The sequence below is a fragment of the Methylobacillus pratensis genome, from assembly GCF_054072455.1.
In genome coordinates this window covers 154,887-177,418 of record NZ_JBSUSR010000006.1, presented here as the reverse complement: position 1 = coordinate 177,418, position 22,532 = coordinate 154,887, and the positions used below count along the sequence as shown (strand labels likewise).

At 58.2% G+C, this 22,532-nt stretch carries 20 protein-coding genes; 9 read left to right on the top strand and 11 right to left on the bottom strand.

The annotated features are described in order from the left end of the window. Positions 1-117 precede the first annotated feature (117 nt). The 5 genes from ACW4YW_RS13070 (at position 118) to folE2 (ending at position 4,746) form a co-directional block, all read left to right on the top strand. Entirely contained in the window at positions 118-786 is a 669-nt protein-coding gene (locus tag ACW4YW_RS13070; protein ID WP_457137954.1) for an alpha/beta hydrolase, read from the top strand. A 112-nt stretch (positions 787-898) separates the two neighbouring features. Then, entirely contained in the window at positions 899-1,156 is a 258-nt protein-coding gene (locus tag ACW4YW_RS13065) for an exodeoxyribonuclease VII small subunit (RefSeq protein ID WP_457137953.1), read from the top strand. Then, complete coding sequence (locus ACW4YW_RS13060; protein WP_457137952.1) at positions 1,153-2,043, top strand: polyprenyl synthetase family protein; 891 nt, start codon at positions 1,153-1,155, stop codon at positions 2,041-2,043. The genes ACW4YW_RS13065 and ACW4YW_RS13060 overlap by 4 nt, the downstream gene beginning before the upstream one ends. Before the next feature lie 11 nt (positions 2,044-2,054). Further along, positions 2,055-3,899 carry a 1-deoxy-D-xylulose-5-phosphate synthase gene (dxs, locus tag ACW4YW_RS13055; protein ID WP_457137951.1) on the top strand — a complete coding sequence of 615 codons (1,845 nt, stop codon included), beginning with the start codon at positions 2,055-2,057 and terminating at the stop codon, positions 3,897-3,899. A 46-nt stretch (positions 3,900-3,945) separates the two neighbouring features. Continuing rightward, on the top strand, positions 3,946-4,746 hold the full coding sequence (gene folE2, locus ACW4YW_RS13050; protein WP_309566354.1) for a GTP cyclohydrolase FolE2: 801 nt from the start codon (positions 3,946-3,948) through the stop codon (positions 4,744-4,746). A 72-nt stretch (positions 4,747-4,818) separates the two neighbouring features. Here the strand turns inward: folE2 and ACW4YW_RS13045 are convergent, their stop codons facing one another. From ACW4YW_RS13045 to ACW4YW_RS13030, 4 genes are all read right to left on the bottom strand, one after another. Continuing rightward, positions 4,819-5,460, bottom strand: a complete 642-nt coding sequence (locus tag ACW4YW_RS13045; RefSeq protein ID WP_457137950.1) for a retropepsin-like aspartic protease family protein — start codon at positions 5,458-5,460, stop codon at positions 4,819-4,821. A gap of 126 nt (positions 5,461-5,586) precedes the next feature. Further along, positions 5,587-6,738 carry an MFS transporter gene (locus tag ACW4YW_RS13040; protein ID WP_457137949.1) on the bottom strand — a complete coding sequence of 384 codons (1,152 nt, stop codon included), beginning with the start codon at positions 6,736-6,738 and terminating at the stop codon, positions 5,587-5,589. Between the two features lie 83 nt (positions 6,739-6,821). Further along, a complete protein-coding gene (gene aroC, locus ACW4YW_RS13035; protein WP_457137948.1) occupies positions 6,822-7,907 on the bottom strand; it encodes a chorismate synthase in 1,086 nt (361 codons plus the stop codon). Between the two features lie 72 nt (positions 7,908-7,979). After that, positions 7,980-8,510: an rRNA large subunit pseudouridine synthase E gene (locus ACW4YW_RS13030; RefSeq protein WP_457137947.1), complete on the bottom strand. Its 531-nt coding sequence runs from the start codon at positions 8,508-8,510 to the stop codon at positions 7,980-7,982. Between the two features lie 58 nt (positions 8,511-8,568). Between ACW4YW_RS13030 and icd the strand changes: the two genes are divergently transcribed. Beyond that, positions 8,569-9,807: an NADP-dependent isocitrate dehydrogenase gene (gene icd / locus ACW4YW_RS13025; RefSeq protein WP_457137946.1), complete on the top strand. Its 1,239-nt coding sequence runs from the start codon at positions 8,569-8,571 to the stop codon at positions 9,805-9,807. A gap of 96 nt (positions 9,808-9,903) precedes the next feature. On the opposite strand, the gene ACW4YW_RS13020 is transcribed toward icd, so the two are convergent. Further along, on the bottom strand, positions 9,904-10,107 hold the full coding sequence (locus ACW4YW_RS13020) for a cold-shock protein (protein ID WP_011480361.1): 204 nt from the start codon (positions 10,105-10,107) through the stop codon (positions 9,904-9,906). A gap of 300 nt (positions 10,108-10,407) precedes the next feature. Between ACW4YW_RS13020 and pilB the strand changes: the two genes are divergently transcribed. Continuing rightward, complete coding sequence (gene pilB, locus ACW4YW_RS13015; protein WP_457137945.1) at positions 10,408-12,120, top strand: type IV-A pilus assembly ATPase PilB; 1,713 nt, start codon at positions 10,408-10,410, stop codon at positions 12,118-12,120. Between the two features lie 16 nt (positions 12,121-12,136). After that, the gene (locus tag ACW4YW_RS13010; RefSeq protein WP_457137944.1) at positions 12,137-13,345 is read left to right on the top strand and encodes a type II secretion system F family protein; all 1,209 of its coding nucleotides are present in this window, start codon (positions 12,137-12,139) and stop codon (positions 13,343-13,345) included. 82 nt (positions 13,346-13,427) lie between these two features. Here ACW4YW_RS13010 and ACW4YW_RS13005 read toward each other — a convergent pair whose 3' ends face one another. From ACW4YW_RS13005 to ACW4YW_RS12980, 6 genes are read right to left on the bottom strand one after another with little or no spacing between them, the layout of a single operon-like run. Further along, positions 13,428-14,156, bottom strand: coding sequence for a DsbC family protein (locus ACW4YW_RS13005; RefSeq protein ID WP_457137943.1), 729 nt, complete (start codon positions 14,154-14,156; stop codon positions 13,428-13,430). A gap of 30 nt (positions 14,157-14,186) precedes the next feature. Beyond that, positions 14,187-15,362 carry an FAD-dependent monooxygenase gene (locus ACW4YW_RS13000; RefSeq protein WP_457137942.1) on the bottom strand — a complete coding sequence of 392 codons (1,176 nt, stop codon included), beginning with the start codon at positions 15,360-15,362 and terminating at the stop codon, positions 14,187-14,189. 36 nt (positions 15,363-15,398) lie between these two features. Beyond that, the gene (locus ACW4YW_RS12995; RefSeq protein ID WP_457138000.1) at positions 15,399-16,571 is read right to left on the bottom strand and encodes an FAD-dependent monooxygenase; all 1,173 of its coding nucleotides are present in this window, start codon (positions 16,569-16,571) and stop codon (positions 15,399-15,401) included. A 2-nt stretch (positions 16,572-16,573) separates the two neighbouring features. Continuing rightward, complete coding sequence (locus tag ACW4YW_RS12990; protein WP_457137941.1) at positions 16,574-17,893, bottom strand: aminopeptidase P N-terminal domain-containing protein; 1,320 nt, start codon at positions 17,891-17,893, stop codon at positions 16,574-16,576. Positions 17,894-17,947: 54 nt separating this feature from the next. Beyond that, entirely contained in the window at positions 17,948-18,607 is a 660-nt protein-coding gene (gene murU, locus ACW4YW_RS12985; RefSeq protein WP_457137999.1) for an N-acetylmuramate alpha-1-phosphate uridylyltransferase MurU, read from the bottom strand. 25 nt (positions 18,608-18,632) lie between these two features. Continuing rightward, entirely contained in the window at positions 18,633-19,628 is a 996-nt protein-coding gene (locus ACW4YW_RS12980; RefSeq protein WP_457137940.1) for an aminoglycoside phosphotransferase family protein, read from the bottom strand. Between the two features lie 489 nt (positions 19,629-20,117). Here ACW4YW_RS12980 and ACW4YW_RS12975 point away from each other — a divergent pair, with 489 nt between their 5' ends. Further along, positions 20,118-22,529, top strand: coding sequence for an LPS-assembly protein LptD (locus tag ACW4YW_RS12975; protein ID WP_457137939.1), 2,412 nt, complete (start codon positions 20,118-20,120; stop codon positions 22,527-22,529). The last annotated feature ends 3 nt before the right edge of the window (positions 22,530-22,532 follow it).

Here is a 22,532-nt window from a genome sequence, read left to right as displayed (position 1 = left end):
GTGCGTTGATTTTACAGAAGCATAGCGTAAAAGCCTTGCACATGGGGAATGTGCCGTATGCCATATGCTGGATTGCGTGGCAGAATGCAGCTTTCGCCCAAAATCCAGACAGAACCGATGTCCTTACTCGATTGTATTGAAATTTCCGCCGATGACGCCATCCGCAACAGCGTGATATGGCTGCACGGCCTGGGCGCAGACGGCAACGATTTCTCGCCAGTGGTGCGCGAGCTGGCCCTGCCGCACACGCGCTTCATCCTGCCGCACGCTCCGGCAATCCCGGTCACGATCAATAACGGCTATACCATGCCTGCATGGTATGACATTTACAGCTTCGAGCCGGGTGCACCCCAGGATGGCGACGGCATCCGCGCCACCCAGCAAAAAGTCGAGGCCCTGATCGCCAATGAACTGGCACGCGGGATTCCCAGCCAGCGCATCATGCTGGCAGGCTTCTCGCAAGGAGGCGTCATCGCGCTGCACACCGCGTTGCGCCATCCCACGCCTCTTGCCGGAGTATTGGCGCTTTCCACCTATCTCGGGCTGGCAGACAGCTTGTCGATGGAAAAACATGCCGCCAACCAGCACCTGCCGATCTTCATGGCGCACGGTACATTGGACAATGTCATTCCGCTGGCGCGTTACCAGGCATCCGCCCAAGCATTGCAAAGTCAAGGATATTCACTGGAACTGCATGAATACCCGATGCCGCATTCCGTTTGTATGGAAGAAATTGATGATATCCGCCGCTTCATGCAGCAGCAGTTCGGATTATCATTAACTTAATCATGGTTTACAGAAGCAGTTCGGCGTAAAATAGCGCATTAATTTCACAATAATGCAATGAGCAGGCACGGCTTGATGAGGTCGTGCCACATGTTCCTGCACCGGTTGTTTCATGAGTAAAAAAACCAAAGCTGACGACCCGCAAGCCAGCATCTTTGAAGCCCTGAGCTTCGAAACAGCCATGACCGAGCTGGAGGGCCTGGTCGGGCAGATCGAGTCCGGTCAACTGCCGCTTGAGCAATCTCTGGCCGCCTACAAACGCGGCTCGGAGTTGTTGCAACACTGCCAGAAATCATTGGCAGACGTCGAGCAGCAAGTGCGCATCCTCACCGAGTCCAATCAGCTACAACCCTACAACGACGCTAAATGACCGAATTCCAAAGCTGGGCCCGCCATACCCAACACCGTATGGAAAACACACTGGACAGCTTGCTTCCAGCATCGCACATTGCCCCCACCCGCCTGCATGAAGCCATGCGCTATGCCGTACTGGGCGGCGGCAAGCGCGTGCGCGCATTGCTCGCGCATGCGGCAGGCGAACTCTGCGGCGCCAATCCTGCGAAAGTGGATATTGCAGCCGCCGCAGTGGAACTGATCCATGCCTATTCCCTCGTGCACGATGACATGCCTTGCATGGACGACGACGACCTGCGCCGCGGCAAACCCTCCTGTCACAAGCAATATGACGACGCGACAGCGCTGTTGGTAGGCGACGCCCTGCAAACCCTGGCGTTCCAATCGCTGGCGACGCCGGGCTTATGCACCGATCCAGGCAGGCAACTGGAAATGGTCAACCTGCTGGCTATCGCCAGCGGTTCGCGCGGCATGGCGGGCGGGCAAGCGATCGACCTTGCCAGCGTAGGCAAGGCGCTCGACCAATCCGAGCTGGAATACATGCATATCCACAAAACCGGAGCCCTAATCCGTGCCGCAGCCCTGCTTGGCGCGCATTGCGCCGACGAGCTGGACCAAGCGCAACTACATGCAATCGACCATTATGCCCAGGCCATCGGGCTCGCCTTCCAGGTAGTGGACGACATTCTCGACGCCGAGGCCGACAGCGAGACTCTGGGCAAGACGGCAGGCAAGGATGCCGAAAGCGACAAGCCGACCTATGTCACCATCCTGGGCATAGAGCATGCCAAACGGCTGGCGCAAGAGCTGCTGGACGATGCGCTCGCGCCGCTGGCGCCTTATGGCGAAGCCGCCAACCAGTTGAAGCAGGTGGCGCACTTCATTACTCAACGTAGCTTTTAAGCGGGCCAGCCATGTACGAACTGCTAGAAAGCATCAACTCACCAGAGCAACTGCGAAGGCTTGACCGCAGGGAGCTGCATGAGCTTGCCAGGCAATTACGCGGCTTTCTCGTCAATAGCGTCGCGCAAACGGGCGGGCACCTATCCTCCAACCTGGGCGTGGTCGAGCTCACCATCGCCCTGCACTATGTATTCAATACACCGGAAGACCGCTTGGTCTGGGACGTAGGGCACCAAACCTACCCGCACAAGATACTCACCGGCCGCCGCCAGGACATGAGCAACCTGCGCAGGCCAGGAGGCATTGCCGGGTTTCCGCGCCGGGATGAAAGCATCTACGACACGTTTGGCACAGGGCACTCCAGCACTTCGATCTCTGCCGCGCTAGGCATGGCGATTGCGGCGCAAAAAACCGGTTCCGACCGCCATTCGATTGCCGTGATCGGCGATGGCGCCATGACCGCAGGCATGGCGTTCGAGGCGCTCAACAATGCAGGTGCTATGGATGCCAACATCCTGGTGATCCTCAACGATAACGACATGTCGATATCGCCCAATGTCGGCGCGCTGACCAACTATCTGGCAAAACTGCTGTCAGGGCCGCTGTATACCTCGATGCGCCGCTCCGGCGAGAAAGTGCTGGGCGTCATGCCCCCGGTGCGCGAATTCGCCAAGCGCGCGGAAGAGCACGTCAAAGGTATGGTGACTCCCGGTACGCTGTTCGAGGAGTTCGGCTTCAACTACATCGGCCCGATCGATGGCCATGACATCGATGTATTGATCGCGACATTGCGCAATATCCGCGAGCTCAAGGGTCCGCAGTTCCTGCATATCGCAACGCAAAAAGGCCACGGCTACCAGCCTGCCGAGGATAACCCGGGCAAATTTCACGGCGTCGGCAAGTTCGACCCTAGCAACGGCTGCTCGATTGCCCAGGCCGGCAAGAAAACCTATACGCAGGTGTTCAGCGACTGGCTGGTAGACATGGCCGCCCGGGACGAACGCCTGATCGGCATTACCCCTGCCATGTGCGACGGCTCCGGCCTCAATGCCTTTGCCGAGCAATTCCCCGACCGCTTCTACGACGTCGGCATCGCCGAACAGCACGCGCTCACTTTCGCCGCAGGCATGGCATGCGACGGCCTGAAGCCGGTTGTCGCCATCTACTCCACATTCCTGCAGCGCGCCTACGACCAGTTCATCCACGATATCGCCTTGCAGAACCTGCCGGTGATGTTTGCGATCGACCGCGCTGGCCTAGTGGGTGCGGATGGCCCGACCCATGCAGGCAGCTTCGACCTCAGCTACCTGCGCTGCATCCCCAACATCGTCATCATGACGCCAAGCGACGAGAATGAATGCCGGCAGATGCTGTACACGGCTTACCAGCACAACGGCCCATCCGCCGTGCGTTATCCGCGCGGCGGCGGCCCAGGTGCCACCATCGCCAGTGAAATGCAGTCGCTCCCGATCGGCAAGGGCGAGTTGCGCAGGCAGGGCAGCCGTGTCGCGATCCTCGCGTTCGGCAGCATGCTGAGCCCAGCGCTCGAAGCCGCCGAAACCCTGGATGCCACCGTGGCCAACATGCGCTTCGTCAAACCGCTGGATACGGGACTGGTCAGCCAGCTGGCAAACAGCCATGACCTCATCGTCACCGTTGAGGAAAATGCCATCATGGGAGGTGCGGGCGCCGCCGTGATGGAATCCATGCAGGCATCGGGCATCCATATGCCTGTGCTCTGCCTCGGCCTGCCCGATACGTTCATCGAGCATGGCGTGCATGAAACCATGCTGGCGGAATGCGGTCTCAATGCTACGGGCGTCGTTGCCGCAATTGAGAAAAGATTAACCAAGTAGTATACTCAACTATTACCGAATTCACTTATAGCATTTCAGGAATCCCATGAACCAACCCTCCATTCCGCCGATTGAAGATGTGCAGAACACCCCGGATACCCGGCAGCTTGCCATTGATAAGGTAGGGATCAAATCCATCCGCCACCCGGTCAAGGTCAAGGACAAGACCGGCGGCGTCCAGCATACAGTTGCGAACTTCAACATGTACGTGTTCCTGCCGCACAACTTCAAGGGCACGCACATGTCGCGCTTTGTTGAGATCCTCAACAACAACGAGCGCGAAATATCGGTGGAATCCTTCGAAAGCATCCTGCGCGCGATGGTGGAGCGCCTCGATGCCGAGTCCGGCCACGTCGAGATGACTTTCCCGTATTTCGTCAACAAGGCTGCCCCGGTTTCCGGCGTGCAAAGCCTGTCCGACTATGAAGTCACTTTCATTGGCGAAATCAACAAGGGTAAGTACGACATCACGGTCAAAGTCGTCGTGCCCGTGACCAGCCTCTGCCCATGCTCCAAGAAGATCTCGGACTACGGCGCGCACAACCAGCGTTCGCACGTCACTGTGACAGCCCTGATCAACGACTTCATCTGGGTGGAAGACATCATCCGCCTGGTGGAAGATCAGGCTTCCTGCGAAGTGTATGGCCTGCTCAAGCGTCCCGACGAGAAATACGTCACCGAACGCGCCTACGACAACCCGAAATTCGTCGAGGATATCGTGCGCGATGTCGCGGCCCAGCTCAATGCCGAAGCACGCGTCGTGAATTACACCGTGGAATCGGAAAACTTCGAATCCATCCACAACCACTCCGCTTATGCCCTGATCGAAAAGGACAAGCGCAAGTAAATGCAACGCTTTCGCGTTGATATAAAAACGGCAGCCTAGGCTGCCGTTTTTATATTGTCTAACCCATAACGCTTAATATTTCTTGGTCAGCGTCAGCGCAATACCGTCACGCTTCATTTCCATTCGGTTGAGCGCGCTCATGCCCAACAGTACGACCGCTGGAGAGCCGCCCTCCATTACCAGCCCATCCACCTGGCTCAGTACCAGACCATTGAGCCGAACGTGATTGATCACCACCTTATAGGCATTGGCTACGCCGTTTGCCGTCTGAACGGATACGGGTATGCCGCGCTTGTAATCGATCTTGGCATACTTGGCGTCGCCGCTGTTCATGACAATGGCGGATGCGCCCGTATCCACCAGGAAGCGCAATGCAGCGCCATTGATCTGGCCCTCGACGAAATGGTGCCCTGTCGAATCGGCATACAAGGTGACGCTGCCGCCTGCAGCAGCATCCTTGCTTGGCAGCGCGATCGCCTGCCCCATGCCCAGCTCCCGCTTGAAGCCGTCCACCTCGATCACCGCCTTGTCGCTGCTGGCGGAAACAAGGCGGATGCCTTCAGGGCTCATTTCCCCCGCCGAGAGGGTACGCGGCTTGCCGCCATTGACGACCACGATCGCCTTGCCCTGGAACAGCCCCACGATGTTCACCTGGGTTTCTGCCCATGCCAGCGAAGGCAACAGCCATGGCAGCACCCACATCAATATCCGCATTGATTTCCCCTTTTTAGAGCCGCTGACAAAACCCTTCTGTCGTCGTTGCCCTGCCTTGCCGTACTCGTTGTACTGTCTGCGGCAGAACTCCGAGCCAGAATCACTTCGCTGGATTTTTAGCAGCTCTTAATCTTCCCGCATCATGAACATGAAAAAGATAAAACCGAGCATAGCGCATAGCGCAGATGCGGTAAATGTCCAGCTTGGGCCAATGCTCTCCCAGGCAAAACCGCTGATCACGGCCCCCAGTGTCCCACCAACACCGTAGGAGATGCTGGTATAAAGCCCTTGCCCCTTGGATTGGTGCTTACCCTTGAAATAGCGGTGCGTCAGCGCAACCGCCGCCGCATGGTAAGACCCGAATGTCGCCGCATGCAATGTCTGCGCGAGCACGATCAGCCACCAGACATCCACGGCCCAGCCAATCACGAAGAAACGCACGAATGCCAGGAACAGGCTGGCGAGCATGATGCGCCGCAAGCCGAACAGGGCAAACAACCTGGGCATATACAGGAACACCATGATTTCGCATATCACGCCCAGGCCCCACAGCCAACCGACAATCCCTTTGCTGTAGCCGTGGTCCACCAGGTAGATCGAGTAGAAAGTGTAGTAGACGCCATGCGCGGCGGACATGGCGAAACAGGCAGCCATCAGCGCAATGACCTCGCGCCTGCGCAATATCGCCCACCAGGAACCATCGCTATCGTGATGCTGCAACGCCACCAGCGGATCCGCCAAGCGCCATGACAAGCCCCAGACGGCAGCCAGCAAGACCAGGATCACCCACAGCAACGCCATCATGCCCAGGTATTGCACGGCATATCCCAACCCGATGACCGCGACCACAAACCCGATCGAGCCCCAGAGGCGGATATGCCCGTAGCGGTCCAGCCTGTCTCCAAGATGGCCCAGGGTGACCGCCTCGATCAGGGGCAAGGAAGCGCTCCAGAAAAAACTCAAGGTCAGCATGATGGCGAACAGCCAGTAAAAACTGTTGCCGAAAAACACGCCGACATAAGCCAGCAGGCTGGCTCCCGCGAGGAATTGGATAATCGGGACGCGATGCCCCCGATGGTCTGCCACCCAGCCCCACAGACTGGGTGAAAAGCTGCGGGCAACCTGGAACAAGGACATCAGGATGGCGATCTGGAAGGCGCTGAACGCCAACGACTTGAGATACAGGGTCCAGAACGGGGTAAAAGCGCCGACGAAGCCGAAATAGGCGAAGTAAAAGCCGGACAAGCGCCAATAAGGCAGCGGGACATGGCTCTTCATGCCGACTCAGTACGCTGATTTAGCGGATGAAAGCAGTGGATGAGAAAATGCACACTGCCCGCCTGCATGCTGGTGAACCCCGTTCAGAGCTTGACGGTATCCACAGAGACGTCGGCGTTCTGGGCGCGATGGCGCAAGGCGTGGTCCATCAGCACCAGCGCCATCATGGCTTCCACGATGGGCGTGGCGCGCACGCCCACGCAAGGGTCATGCCGGCCCGTGGTCTGCATTTCCAGCGCCGCGCCCTGCTTGTCGATGGAATGGCGCAGTTGCGGAATGCTGGAAGTCGGCTTGAACGCGACGTGGGCGATGACGTCCTGCCCGCTGGAAATCCCGCCCAGTATGCCGCCAGCATGGTTGCTGGCAAACCCCTGCGGCGTCAGCTCGTCGCCGTGCACCGAGCCGCGCTGGGCCACGCTGGCGAACCCGTCGCCGATTTCCACGCCCTTGGCGGCATTGATCCCCATCATGGCATGGGCAATGTCCGCGTCCAGGCGATCATAGACCGGCTCGCCCCAGCCCACCGGCACGCCTTCGGCGACCACGGTGATCCTCGCCCCCACGGAGTCGCGCTCGTTGCGGATGCGGTCGAGATAGGCCTCTAGCTCAGGCAGGATGGATGCGTCAGGCGCAAAAAAGGCATTCTGGCTCACCGCATCCCATGAACTGAAAGGAATCTGGATTTCCCCCAGCTGGCTCATATAGCCGCGGATGGTGACACCATAACGCTGCTTGAGCCACTTCTTGGCGATCGCGCCCGCCGCGACGCGCACTGCCGTCTCGCGCGCACTCGAGCGGCCGCCGCCGCGATAGTCGCGAATACCGTACTTCTGCCAATAGGTGTAGTCGGCATGCCCCGGACGGAAAGTCTCGGCGATCTTGCCGTAATCCTGGCTGCGCTGGTCCTGGTTGCGGATCAGCAAGCCGATCGGCGTACCGGTCGTCCTGCCTTCGAAGACCCCGGACAATATCTCCACGGTATCCGGCTCCTTGCGCTGGGTGACATGGCGCGAAGTGCCCGGCTTGCGGCGATCCAGCTCCTGCTGGATGTCCTCTGCCGACAGCTCCAGCCCCGGCGGGCAGCCATCGATCACGCCGCCGATGGCGGGGCCGTGCGATTCGCCAAAAGAAGTCAGGGTAAACAGGGTGCCTATGCTATTGCCGGACATGGATAGTATCTACTATGGTGTATACGGATAAGAACCGGAGTTTAACATATCCGGCCATATGATTTGGGCCGGCTAGAGCCGCCTCCACTCCCCGGGCGCGATACCGTCTATCGTATGCTGTCCCACGGCATGGCGCACCAGGCGCAATGTGGGAAACCCCGCCTTGGCGGTCATCCGGCGCACCTGGCGATTCTTGCCTTCGCTGATGATCATCTCCAGCCAGGCGGTCGGGATAGCCTTGCGCTCCCTGATCGGCGGATTTCTTGGCCACAACCCGGCTGGCTCCTCTATCCGCCTGACTTTCGCAGGCTGGGTAACGAAGTCGCCCAGGTCCACCCCATGCCGCAACGGCTCCAATGCCTCATCCGTGGGATCGCCCTCTACCTGCACCCAGTAAGTTTTGAATTCTTTGTGCTTGGGATGCGATATGCGGTGTTGAAGTCGCCCATCATCGGTTAGAATAAGCAGACCTTCACTGTCGGTATCAAGCCGCCCAGCGGCATAAACCCCTGGCACAGCAATATAATCCTTCAATGTCTTGTGCTTTTCATGGGGACTGAACTGGCAAATTACACCGTAGGGCTTATTGAATAAAATCAGCATCTTGGTCTCATGGAATGATTGCGCCCGTATCTCTAGCGTTTGAATAGGATAGTTCTGAATGTCTACAAAAATCAAAGTACCCACCACTGGCGAGAAGATCAGCGTTAACGCGGACAACACGCTCAATGTTCCCGATCACCCGATTATCCCATTTATCGAAGGCGACGGTATCGGCGTCGATATCACCCCGCCCATGCGTCATGTCGTCGACAGCGCCGTCGCCAAAGCCTACGGCGGCAAGCGCGCGATTGCCTGGATGGAAGTATATGCCGGCGAGAAAGCCGTCAAGACCTATGGCGACAATACCTGGCTGCCCGATGAAACGCTCAAGGCTGTCAAGGATTATGTCATCTCCATCAAGGGCCCCTTGACCACGCCGGTCGGCGGCGGCATCCGCTCACTCAACGTGACCTTGCGCCAAGAGCTCGACCTGTACGTCTGTTTGCGACCGATCCAGTATTTCCAGGGCGTGCCAAGCCCGGTCAAGCATCCTGAAAAGACCGACATGGTGATTTTCCGCGAGAATACCGAGGACATCTATGCCGGTATCGAATGGGCTGCCGGCACCGACGAAGTGAAGAAGGTGGTGGACTTCCTCAGCGACATGGGCGTGCGCAAGAAAATCCGCTTCCCTGAAACTTCCGCCATCGGCATCAAGCCGGTTTCGATCGATGGCAGCAAGCGCCTGGTGCGTAAGGCGATCCAGTACGCCATCGACAATAACCGCAAGTCCGTGACGATTGCCCACAAGGGCAACATCATGAAGTTCACCGAAGGCGGATTCAAGAACTGGGGCTACGAAGTTGCCAAGGAAGAGTTCGGTGCGGTCGAGATCGACGGCGGACCATGGTGCAAGCTGCCCAACGGCATCCTCATCAAGGATTGCATCGCCGATGCGTTCCTGCAGGAAATCCTGCTGCATCCTGCAGACTATGACGTAGTGGCCACCCTGAACCTGAACGGCGACTATATTTCAGATGCGCTCGCGGCCCAGGTAGGCGGCATCGGGATTGCCCCTGGCGCCAATATCTCGGATACCGTTGCCATGTTCGAGGCTACCCACGGCACGGCTCCCAAGATCGCTGGCAAGGATATCGCCAACCCCAGCTCGCTAATCTTATCGGCGGAAATGATGCTGCGCCACCTGGGATGGGCCGAGGCCGCCGACCTGGTGATTAACGGTGTTGCCAAGGCGATCCAGGCAAAACGCGTCACTCATGACTTCTCGTCGCAAATGGATGGCGCTACGCAAGTGGGCAGTGCGGAATTCGGTGGGGAAATCGTCAAGCATATGTGATGACGTATGCCAGCCCTGATGGGCTGGCAAAATAAAAAAGGCCGGATTTCTCCGGCCTTTTATCGTGAAGACTATACAGTCATCAGCGAGCCAAGCTTAAGCCTTCTGAATATTAGAAGCCTGCTTGCCCTTAGGGCCCTCGGTAACATCAAATGATACGCGTTGACCTTCCTTCAGACTCTTGTAGCCAGCTTCTACAATTGCGGAGAAGTGTGCGAACAAATCGTCGCCACCATCGTCCGGGGTAATGAAACCAAAACCTTTGGAATCATTAAACCACTTTACGGTACCTGTTGCCATTTCAATACTTCCTTGCATATATCTAAGGGGAGGCGACCCCAAAAGTTTGTACTTCAAGAATTAAAGTCGGTAGTTGCCGGCTACAATGCACTCGAATTCCAAACGCCTGTTGCGTTTTTACGTGGGTTATTGGAATAAGTCAAGCGCTTTTTAGACGATAATTGTTATTTTTCTCATAACCATGCCGTTATATTCAGCGTACCATGCATAAAGTTCCCCAACGCTTTACAAAAAAAATGCCAGCATGCATCATCATTGGGGACTCCGCGTTAATCAAGGATAAGATTGGCTTGAAGATCAATGGCTGCTGTCACCGTACCTAACAAACTGGGCGGACTCGCTCGTGTGTTGATTCATCAAAAACTGTTGAGCGAGGATGAAGCCATTACCATCCAAACCGCCGCCAACAACAAGCAACATTCGTTCATCAGCCAACTGCTGCAATCCCGCAGGTTTACCGCACTGCAAATCGCCCAGGCATGCTCCCACGCTTTCGGCTATCCGTTGCTGGACCTCAACACGCTGAACCCAGACTTTCTGCCCGGCAAGGGCATCAGTCCGCAGCTCATGCAAAGCTACCGCGCCATCACGCTCTATAACCGCGGCAACAATATGTTTGTCGGCTTATCCGACCCAACCAACCTGCATATGCTGGACGAAGTCCAGTTCCAGACCGGCAAAACCTTGATGCCGGTAATTGTCGAAGACGACAAGCTGGGAAAATGGATAGACAAGCTGGTGGAAGCAAGCGACACCACCATGCAGTCGCTGATTAGCGAAGACGATTTCGGCCTGGAAGCAGAGGAGAAGGACAGCGAGCCGGAACAATCGATAGAGATTGAAGACGCTCCTGTCGTCAAGTACATCCAGAAAATCCTGCTCGATGCCATCAACATGGGCGCTTCCGACCTGCATTTCGAGCCCTATGAGAAGTTCTACCGCATCCGCTACCGCGTCGACGGCATCCTGCGCGAGATCGCCCAGCCGCCGCTCGCAATCAAGGAGAAGCTGGCGTCGCGCATCAAGGTGATCTCCAACCTCGACATCTCGGAAAAACGCGTCCCCCAGGACGGCCGTATGAAACTGGTGCTATCCAAGACCCGCGCCATCGATTTCCGCGTTAGCACGCTGCCGTTGATCAATGGCGAAAAGATCGTGATGCGTATCCTCGACCCCAGCAGCGCCCAACTCGGGATTGATGCGCTCGGCTACGAGCCCGACCAAAAGGAGGCCTTGCTCCATGCGGTTACGCGGCCGTACGGCCTGGTGTTGGTCACCGGGCCGACCGGGTCGGGGAAAACGGTTTCGCTGTATACCTGCCTGAACATTCTCAACGAACCCGGCGTGAATATTTCCACGGCGGAAGACCCTGCGGAAATCCCGCTGGCCGGCATCAATCAGGTCAACGTCAACGACAAGCAGGGCCTCACGTTTGCAGCCGCCCTGAAATCCTTCCTGCGCCAGGACCCTGACATCATCATGATCGGGGAAATTCGCGACCTGGAAACCGCCGACATGGCGATCAAGGCGGCGTCCACCGGCCACATGGTGCTTTCCACCCTGCATACCAACGATGCCCCTTCGACATTGACCCGCCTGGTCAATATGGGCGTCGCCCCCTTCAATATTGCCTCTGCCGTGTCGTTAATAACAGCACAACGCCTGGCGCGCAAACTGTGTCCGCATTGCAGGGTGCCTGCCGACATCCCGCGCGAAACCTTGCTGGACATCGGTTTCAAGGAAGAAGACCTGGACGGCAGTTGGCAGCCTTATGCGGCCAATGCGGAGGGATGCGAGCATTGCAACCAAGGCTACAAGGGACGAGTGGGGATTTACCAAGTCATGCCGGTATCCGAGGAAATGAGCCGCATCATCATGAAAAACGGCACATCGCACGACATTGCAGACCAGGCGCAGCGGGAAGGCGTCCGCGACTTGCGGCAGTCCGGCCTGCTCAAGGTCAAGCAGGGCCTCACCTCGCTGGAAGAAATTGAAGCTGTCACCAACGAATAAAACGATATAGGAAGCCATGGCTGCCAAGGAAACCAAGGAAGTCACGTACGCCTGGGAGGGTACGGACAGGAAAGGCAAGCGCGTCAAGGGGGAGATGAAAGCCAGCGGTGAGGCGTTCGTCAAGGCCACGCTGCGCCGCCAGGGCATCAACGTCGTCAAGGTCACCAAGCAACGCTTCAAGACCGGCGGCAAGATTACGGACAAGGACGTGACCTTGTTCACCCGTCAGCTCGCCACCATGATGAAGGCCGGCGTTCCCCTGCTGCAGGCGTTCGATATTGTCGGCAAAGGGCATAACAACCCCGCGGTGAGCAAGCTGCTCGGCGACATCAAGGCCGACGTGGAAACCGGCAGCAGCCTGAGCCAGGCGTTCCGCAAATACCCATTGTATTTCGACAACCTGTTCTGCAACCTCGTGGGGGCAGGCGAACAGGCCGGCATCCTGGATTCGTTGCTGGACCGGCTTGCCACCTACAAGGAAAAGATCCTCGCGATCAAGGGCAAGATCAAGTCCGCGCTGTTCTATCCCGTCTCCATCATCGTGGTGGCATTCGTGATCACCGCCGTCATCATGATTTTCGTGATTCCGGCGTTCAAGGAGTTGTTCAGCAGTTTCGGCGCCGACCTGCCCGCCCCCACCGTGATGGTGATGGCGATCTCCGACTTTTTTGTCGATTACTGGTGGGCCATCTTCGGGTCGATTGGCGGCGCGCTTTGGTTCTTCTTCTACACCTGGAAACGTTCGGAGAAGATGCAGTCGAGCATGGACAGGCTGCTGCTCAAGCTGCCCATTTTCGGCGAGGTGATCCGCAAGGCCACGATTGCGCGCTTCTCGCGCACCTTGTCCACCATGTTCGCCGCCGGAGTCCCGCTGGTCGAGGCGCTGGACTCGGTAGCAGGCGCATCGGGCAACCGCGTCTACTATGACGCGACCAAGAAGATCCAGAGCGAGATCAGCACCGGGGCGAGCCTGACCGTCGCCATGCAGAACACGGAAGTCTTCCCCAATATGGTGCTGCAAATGGTGGCGATCGGCGAGGAATCCGGCGCACTGGACTCCATGCTCGGCAAGGTGGCGGATTTTTACGAGGGGGAAGTGGATGACGCCGTGGAAGCACTCTCCAGCCTGATGGAGCCTATCATCATGGTCGTGCTCGGCACCCTGATCGGCGGCTTGGTAATCGCCATGTACCTGCCGATATTCAAGATGGGCCAGGTGGTTTAAGAGACCGTTCACGCTCTAAGCAACGCTACAAAACCAAAAGGGAGCAAAAGCTCCCTTTTTTATTGGACAAACAAGAAGCCTTTTACTTTTTAGCGCCCGAGGCCGCTGCGGTCATGGCCTTCTCGATATCCTTGGCCGGATATGCGCCCAACATGCGCTTGCCGTCTGCAAAAATCAGGGTGGGCGTGCTGGTTACGTTGATCTTGCGGCCCAGCTCCGCCAATTTTTCAATCGGGGTATCGCAAGTCCCTTGCGCCTTGGGCAACTGCCCGTTCAATATCCAGTCGTTCCAGGCCTTGGCACGGTCTGGCGCACACCAGATGGCGCGTGACTTGTTGGCGGCATCGGGATGCAGTTGCTCCAGCGGGAACAGGAAGGTATAGATCGTCACGTCGTTGATGTTGCTGAGCTCTTTTTGCTCGAGGCGCTTGCAGTAAGGGCAATCAGGATCGGAAAACACCACCAGCTTGCGGCTGCCGTTACCCTTGACCACCTTGACGGCCTGGTCCAGCGGTAAGGAGGCAAAATCGACCTTGGTCAACTCATCCATGCGCTCGCCGGTGATATCGCGCTTGGTCTTGGGCTCGACCAACCGCCCCTCGGCGATCAGGAAGCTGAACTTGTCATCGGTATAGATAATCTGGCCATCGAGAAAGACCTCGTACAAACCGGCATAAGGCGTCTTCACCACGCTATCGATCTTGACCTTGGGATAGGTCGCCTCTATCGTTTTCTTCAGGCTGGCTTCATCCGCCCAGGCATGCGCCGCGAAGAACGAGGCCGCCAATATTGCAATCCACTTCTTAGACATAAGCTAAATTCTTTCCCTGTGATTCAGATATCAAATAACCGCATGCTGCATCAATTGCTTTTTCAACACCGGCATGCGGTTCAAGCATTGCATACCCCCATTGCGCAACATCCTGAGCCAGGGCGCGGGATGTGCATACAAACTGCTCAGCCCATGCGTCAACAAGCGCATGGACATCATATCGGCCTTGCGTGCCCGCTCGTAACGGCGCAGCGCGAATATGTCACCCGGCTGGCGCCTGCCTGAAACCGCATTGGCCAGCGCCTGCACGTCGCGAAAACCCAGGTTCACCCCTTGCCCCGCCAACGGATGGACCTGGTGCGCCGCATCCCCCACCAAGGCCAGGCCGGGCTTGACCAGGCTGCTTGTTTCCTGCATTGCCAGCGGGAAAGCCTGCGCCTGGGTAACCAACGACAATTGCCCCAGGCGATGATGCCCGGCGGCGGCCACCTCTTGCGCCAGTGTATCAGCATCTAGCGCCATCAAGGCCTGCGCCCTGGCATTATCCACCGACCACACGATGGAAATATGCTGTTGCGGCAACGGCAGCCAGGCGAGCACATCGTTGCCGCGGAACCATTGGCATGCTTGCGACTGGTGCGGACGCTCGCATGCAAAATTGGCCACTACGCCCATCTGGGCATAATCATGCCGCTTCACCGTGATATCCGCCTGCCCGCGCAGCCAGGAAGAAGACCCGTCAGCCCCGACCAGCAACGCGGCGGTATAGGTTTCGTCGTTGGCTGCATGCAGCGCGACATGATCCGTATTCCAGGCAACCTGCCCGATGTCGGCCTCGTCGATCAACGGCACTTCCAGGCTGCCAAGCCTGGCAAGCAAGGCCTGCTGCAGGCGGTTGCCCTCGACAATCACGCTCAGGTTAGCCAGGCCGGCGGCATAGGCGTCCAGCTCCAGCGCTGCACCGTCGTCGCCCCATATCTGCATGCCATCCACAGCACAAAAGCGGCCGGCATCCAGCATTTGCCAAACGCCCAATTGCTCCAGCCAGGCGACATTGCCCGGACTCACGGCATAAATCCGGCTGTCCCATTCGGTCAACTCAGTCCTTGCCGGCTCAGCCCCGGCCTTGCCACGCTCAAGCAGGGCCACACGATGCCCTTGCAGCTTGAGCGCTACCGCCGCCGCGACGCCGACCAGGCCGGCACCCAGCACCATGATGTCAAACTCATGTTTCAAATTTGCCATGCCAGCATTTTTTCCATGTTAAAGCTGTTTGCCATGTTAACCCTTGGGCCCGAAACTCATCTTGCTGACCAGGTGCTGCTTGGCCAACGGCACCATGTCCAGCAGGCCCAACCCCAGCGAGCGGATCTTGCGCAAGCCGACGATATCGTTGGAGAACACGTTGACGAGAAAGTCGGTGAACAGCAAACCGCCGCGGGTATCCGCCTTGCGGCTAGCCTGGTAGGCCTGCATCATCCCGCCCATGCCCCATTCGTCAAGCGGCGTTTGCGCCAGCAACTGCGCCAGCTCCCAGGCGTCCCGCATGCCGACATTGAACCCCTGCCCGGCTACCGGGTGCATGGTCTGGGCCGCATTGCCTATCACCGCAAGGTGCGACGCAGTAACCGGCTTGAGGTAGGACAGCCTGAGCGGGAAGCTGAGACGTTTGCCCACCGTGAGGAAGCGCCCGACCCGGTCACCGAAATGGGTATGCAAGGCCTCCAGGAAAGCAGCGTCATCCAATGCCAGGAGCGCTTGTACTTCCTCTGCCTTGCCAGTCCAGACCAGGGAGAAATCCCGGGTGCCGTTCGGCAGCAATGCCACCGGCCCGGCTGGCGTGAAGCGCTCGTAGGCGATGTTGTCGTGAGGCAGCTCGCACGAGACCTTGCTCACTAGGGCATCGTGCCCGTAATGCTTGGTCTCGCGCTCCAGGCCAGGGATGTCCGCCAGGCTGCGCCCGCCATCCGCCAGCACCGCCATCCTGCTTTTACTGGAATATGTTTGCGCCTGGTACTGGTATTCGACATATGCCGCTTCGGGATCAGGCCTGATGGCAAGGGCTTCAGCCTCATAGCGCACCTGAACCCCGGGGAACTGCCGGATTGCGTCATCCAAAGCCGCGGAAAGGTCGCCGTAAGACAGCACATAGCCCAGGGCAGGCTGGCCGTGGTCCTCCGCCTTGAGCAGGCTGCGCCCCAGGCTGCCGCGTTGTGAAACGTGGATGGTGTTGATGGCTGTCGCCTTGGGCTTGAGGCCGGACCACAAGCCAAGGCGCTCGAGGATCAGGATGCTGCCGTAAGACAACGCCAGCGCGCGCTGGTCATGGTGTGCGGCCCCGCGGGCACGGGCCTCGAGCACGGTGGCGTCGATGCCCTTGTACTGCAGGGCCAGGGCCAGGGTCGCCCCGACCGGTCCGCCCCCCACGATCAACAGGTCGTGCTCCACCGCCATGCTCATGATGCCGCCATCCAGTCCTCGATTTCCTGCACCGTTTTCGGCGCAGCTGCCGTGGTGATCTCATGCCCGTCTGCTGTGACAACGGCATTGTCCTCGATGCGGATGCCGATATTCCAGAAATGCTCCGGCACGTTCTCCGCCGGCCGGATGTAGCAGCCCGGCTCCACCGTCAGCACCATGCCCGGCTGCAACGGAAGCCAGGCGCCGTCCGCCTGCTTGTATTCTCCTGCATCATGCACGTCCAATCCGAGCCAGTGGCCGGTGCGGTGCATGTAGAAGCGCCGGTAATCGCCCGACTCCAGCACGCAGTCCAGTGATCCCTCGCACAGGCCGAAATCGATCAGGCCCTGTGCCAGCACATTCAATGCGGCCTCGTGCGGCGCATTCCAGTGCCGGCCGGGCCCGACCTGTGCAATCGCCGCCTCCTGGGCGGCCAGCACCAGTTCGTAGACGTCCTTCTGCACGGCGCTGAACTTGCCGCTCACGGGAAAGGTACGCGTAATGTCGGCGGCATACCCCTCCAATTCGCATCCGGCATCGATCAACAGCATGTCGCCGTCGTTGAGCCTGTTCTGGTTAGTGACGTAATGCAGCACGCAGGCATTGCCGCCGCCGGCCACGATGGAAGTGTAGGCAGGCGCGCGGCTGCCATGCCGGTAGAATTCATGGAGTATCTCCGCCTCGACTTCGTACTCCATCATGCCCGGCTTGGCGGACCGCATCGCGCGCTTATGCGCATCGACCGTGATTGTTGCGGCCTTGCGCATCAGTTCCAGTTCATAAGGGGACTTGATCAGGCGCATGTCGTCCAGCAGGCGGCGCACGTCGACAATCGCAGCAGGAGCGGCAATGCCGCTGCGCGCCTGGCTGGCAAGCTGCTTGAGCCAGCCGCCGAGCCGTTGGTCCCATGCCGGGTCGGCGCCAAGCGCAAAAAACAGCTGCGGCTGGTTGGCAAGATATTCGCCCACGCGATGGTCGAGTTCGCTGATGCTGTACGCCTCGTCGAACCCGAAGGCCTCGCGCGCGCCTGCCGGACCGTGACGGAAACCGTCCCAGATTTCACGCTCGATATCCTTGTCGCGGCAGAACAGGATGCTTTTGGGAGTTTCGCCAGCGACGAGCAAGACGACAGCCTCAGGTTCTTCAAACCCGGTCAGGTAATAGAAATAGCTGTCGAAGCGGTAGGCATAATGGCTGTCGCGGTTACGCACCGCCTCGGCCGCGGTAGGGATAACCGTCACGCCATTGACCATCTTCTGCATCAGCGCATGCCTGCGCGCCTTGAATTCTTCGATTTTCACTGTTTCAACTGGCACGGTGGTTACTACGCTCCATGAGGGTCGTGGTTAATGATGGCGGTATTTTCATACTTAGTGGCGCAGCTGCTCGTCCAGGCTTTGCAGCCGCTCCGGCGTGCCGATGTCATGCCAGACGCCCCGGTGATGGAAAGCGGCAGCCTGGTCGCGCATGATGGCCTCCTTCAGCAAGGGCGCCAATTTGGCGACATCGCCCCGCACTACGCCCTTGAACAAGGCAGGGTCATAAACGGCCACGCCGGAGAAAGTCAGGCGGTTGCGGCCGTCCAACAGCAGTTTGCCTTCATCCAGCGCGAAGTCGCCATGCGCATGCTGCGGCGGGTTGTCCACCAACGCAAGATAAGCTAGGTGGCCGGGACGCAAGCCGTCGCGCAAAAGCACGAAATCAATATCGCAGAACACGTCGCCGTTGACCACGAGAAACGGTTCGTCTCCAAGCAAAGGCAACGCGTTGGCAATGCCGCCTGCCGTTTCCAGCGCGACCTGCTCGGGAGAATAGGAGATGGACAAGCCCCAACGCGCTCCATCGCCGAGGGCGCTTTCGATTTGCCGGCCGAGGTGCGCATGGTTGATCACGACCTCCTTGAAACCCGCCGCGGCCAGGCGCTCCAGGTGCCAGACGATGAGCGGCTTGCCTCCGACCTGCAGCAGGGGTTTGGGCGTGGTATCGGTCAGCGGACGCATGCGTTCGCCTCGGCCTGCGGCAAGTATCATGGCTTTCAAGACGGTGCGGTCTCCATCAGAAGGTATAGCCGAATTGCGGTTCGCGTTTTTCCAGCTCGTCGAGCAGGCGCAATAAAGGTTTGAGCTCACCGTAACGGACACAGACTTGACGCACATAGTTCATGAAGCGCGGCGTGTCGGCAAGATACTTGGGCTTGCCGTCGCGATAATTGATCCGGGCGAATATGCCCAGCACCTTGAGGTGGCGCTGCAAGCCCATCCACTCGAAATCGCGGTAAAAATCGCCGAAGTCCGGGCGCACCGGCAAACCGGCCTTGCGCGCCTTTTCCCAATAGCGGATTGCGCCATCCAGTACGCGCTCTTCCTCCCAGCTGATGAAGGCGTCCTTGAAAAGCGAAGCCACGTCGTAACTGATCGGGCCGTATACCGCGTCCTGGAAATCGAGAATGCCCGGCGAAGGGCTGCTGATCATCAAGTTGCGTGGCATATAGTCGCGATGCACGTAAACCGATGGCTGAGCCAGGTTGTAGCGCACGATGGTGCTAAAGGCATTTTCCAGCGTGCTGCGCTGCGATTCGCTCAATTCGATATTCAGGTGCCGTGCCACATACCAGTCCGGAAACAGGCTCAGCTCGCGCCGCAGCAAGGCCTCGTCGTATTCCGGCAGTACGCCAGGGTTGCTAGCCAGTTGCCAGGTCACCAAGGCGTCAATCGCATCGCGAAACAATACATCTGCATTGTCCTCATTCAGCACATCGAGGAATGTCTGGGTGCCCAGGTCGGTCAGCAGCAGGAAGCCGTTCTCCACATCCTGCGCCAGCACCTTGGGCACATTGAGCCCTGCCTGCTCAAACAAGCCCGCTATTTTCACGAACGGCCGGCAATCCTCCTGCGGCGGCGGCGCATCCATGGCAACCAGGGTGTCGCCGTCGGCAAGATGGACACGGAAATAACGCCGGAAACTGGCGTCGGCAGAGGCTGTAGTCAGGTGATACGGTTTCGCCTGCAGTGCCTGATTGAGCCATTCATTCAATTGATCAAGGCGCGACACGAACGATTCATCCCAAAAGTAATGCGATCATTATAAAGATCGCGCAAAATGACGCCGGGCATATTTACAATATGCCGGAAAATTTAAACTTCCTTTTAATTCAACCACAAAGCAATGTCGCAAGCGATTTATGGATTGCCTAAAACAGCAAATTATGCGATTTTATCATCCATAAAACAAACACGCGCTTACTTAGAACCTGTTCAAAGACTTTTTATGAGATACGTTGGCCTGTCAAGGCAGTCGAAGCAAGGCGCAAACCACAGACGTGCTCATTGCACGGCGAGGATTTGCAACGCAGCAGCGGCTGCCTTGACAGGCCAACCCGAAGGGCATGGCTCCAAGATGCGCCCGCTCCGCGTTGCAGTCCTTGGCAAGGCAATGAGCATTACCTGCGGACTGCGCCTTGATCGGACGCATCTTGAAGCCATGCGTACTCATAAAAAGTCTTTGATCAGGTTCTTAAAGCCTAGCCACCACTGAATCATTGTGAAAATTCGCCCCATCACTTTTCTTGTCGCGCTTGTTTGCCTGGGACTTGGTCACGCTTATGCCGAAGACAGCCCGGATACAGAAGCCAGCAGCACACCCTCCGATACCCTGCCCGATCCGGACGCCATCATCATTGAAGGCGACAAGGTGGAGGTCTACCTGGACCGCAAGCTCAAATCGATTGGCAATGCCTCATTAGCCACCGGGCAACAGGAAGTGCATGGCGACACCATAGAATATGACGTGCAGAATGAAGAGCTGCATGTGATCGGCAATGTCCGCCTGGAAACCAAGGGAGGGCGCATCAAGGGGCCTGAGTTGCGCATGAATCCGGCAGAAAGCACCGGCGAAATGAAAAGCCCGGCCTTCGAGCTCGATTCGCAGTTCGCCAACATGCCGCAATTCGGCACTTCCGGCAATAGGCGCCAGGATAACGACAACATTACCTACAATTCCAACAACACCACGCCGCTGACCCAGCAGAATATCGAGGATAGCGGCTACGCCCCCGGGTTGAGCCGCAAACAGGGCGCCTCGCGCGGCGATGCGTCCGGAGTGGTGTTCGAGGGTCCCGACCGCAAGCGCCTGAAGGATGCGCGCTATACCTCCTGTGAAGCTGGCGTGGACGACTGGTATATCCGCGCCAAGGAACTGGAGCTGGACGACTATACAAAAACCGGCACGGCGCGCAATGCGCGCGTGGAATTCCAGGGGGTACCCATCCTGTGGACGCCCTGGATCAACTTCTCGTTCCTGAACCAGCGGAAATCCGGCTTCCTGGCGCCTACCTGGGGTACCACCAGCCGCAGCGGCTTCGAGTTTCTGGTGCCGTTCTACTGGAATATCGCGCCTGACATGGACGCCACGATAGGCACCCGCTTCCTGAGTAAGCGCGGCATGCAGTACCAGGGCGAGTTCCGCTACCTGAACGAGAACTACCAAGGCACGGCCAATCTCGAGTATTTGCCAAGCGACACCAGTACCGGCGAGAACCGTTACTACGCCAAGTTCGCCCACTTGCAGGATTTCCACAACGGCTGGACAGCGGCTTACAACCTGGAAAAAGTGTCGGATGACAAATACTTCTCGGAAATGTCCACCCGCATTGTCACCACCAGCCGGGTAAACCTGCCGCAACAGGCTTACGTGAATTATGCCGATGAAAACTGGACCTTCAACGCGCTGGTGCAGAAGTACCAGACACTGGACGGGCTCAACTACCCCCTGCAGCGCCTGCCGCAACTCACGCTGACGGGGGACAATGAATGGGGGCCGTTTGATGTCAAGCTGTTCACGCAATGGGCGAATTTTGACCGTGACAATGATGCCATCAGCACACGGGCCACATTGAGCGGCGGTGCATTGGACACGCTAGTGACAGGTAAACGCCTGGTGGCCTATCCCAGCATCAGCCTGCCCATGGCGCGCCCCTACGGATATATCACCCCCAAGCTGGGACTGCATTACACCCAGTACCAGGTGGACAATGGCGATTTCAAGCTCTACGACAGCGACGGCAATCTCACTATGGACAGTGCGTATCAATCGCAAAGCCGCACCCTGCCGATTTTCAGCATAGACAGCGGCCTTTACTTCGACCGCGACGTGCGTATCGTCAAGAATCGCTACACACAGACCCTGGAACCCCGCCTGTACTATGTCTATGTGCCGTATCGCGACCAGTCACTGATACCTGTTTATGATTCCAGCATCTCGGACTTGAACATGGGCTCCTTATTCCTGGAGAACCAGTTCACGGGCCAGGACCGTATCAATAATGCCAACCAGCTGACCCTGGCATTCACGAGCCGCATGATCAGCAAGAAGACCGGCGAACAACGCTTGGCCGTAACGGTAGGCCAACGCTATTACTTCGCCGACGAAAAAGTATACCTGCCAGGCGTCAACCCACGCTCCGGCGACACTTCGGACATCATTGGCGAGATTACCGCGCGCCTGCTCAACAACTGGAATATCGACATCTTCGGCCAGTACAACACGGACCGCAGTGTTTACGTGCGCAACAACATCAGCGCGCGCTACAACCCGGAACCCGGCAAGACGCTCAATATCGGCTACCGTTATACCGAAGACCGTCTCGAGCAGATCAACCTTTCCGGTCAATGGCCGCTGGGCAAGGGCTGGTACGGCCTCGGGCGCTGGAACTATTCCTTGCGCGAGAACCAGCCGATTGAGGGCATTGCCGGCCTGGAGTACGATGCCGGCTGCTGGCAGGCCAGGACCGTCATGCAGCGTGTGTCCACCGCGACGGCGGATGCCAACTATGCACTTTATTTCCAGCTCGAGCTGGGTGGCCTGGCGTCCATCGGCCAGAACCCGCTCAAACTTCTTAACCGCGCCATTCCCGGCTATACTAGCTCCAGCCTGATCCCGGACTCCTACCAGTAATTA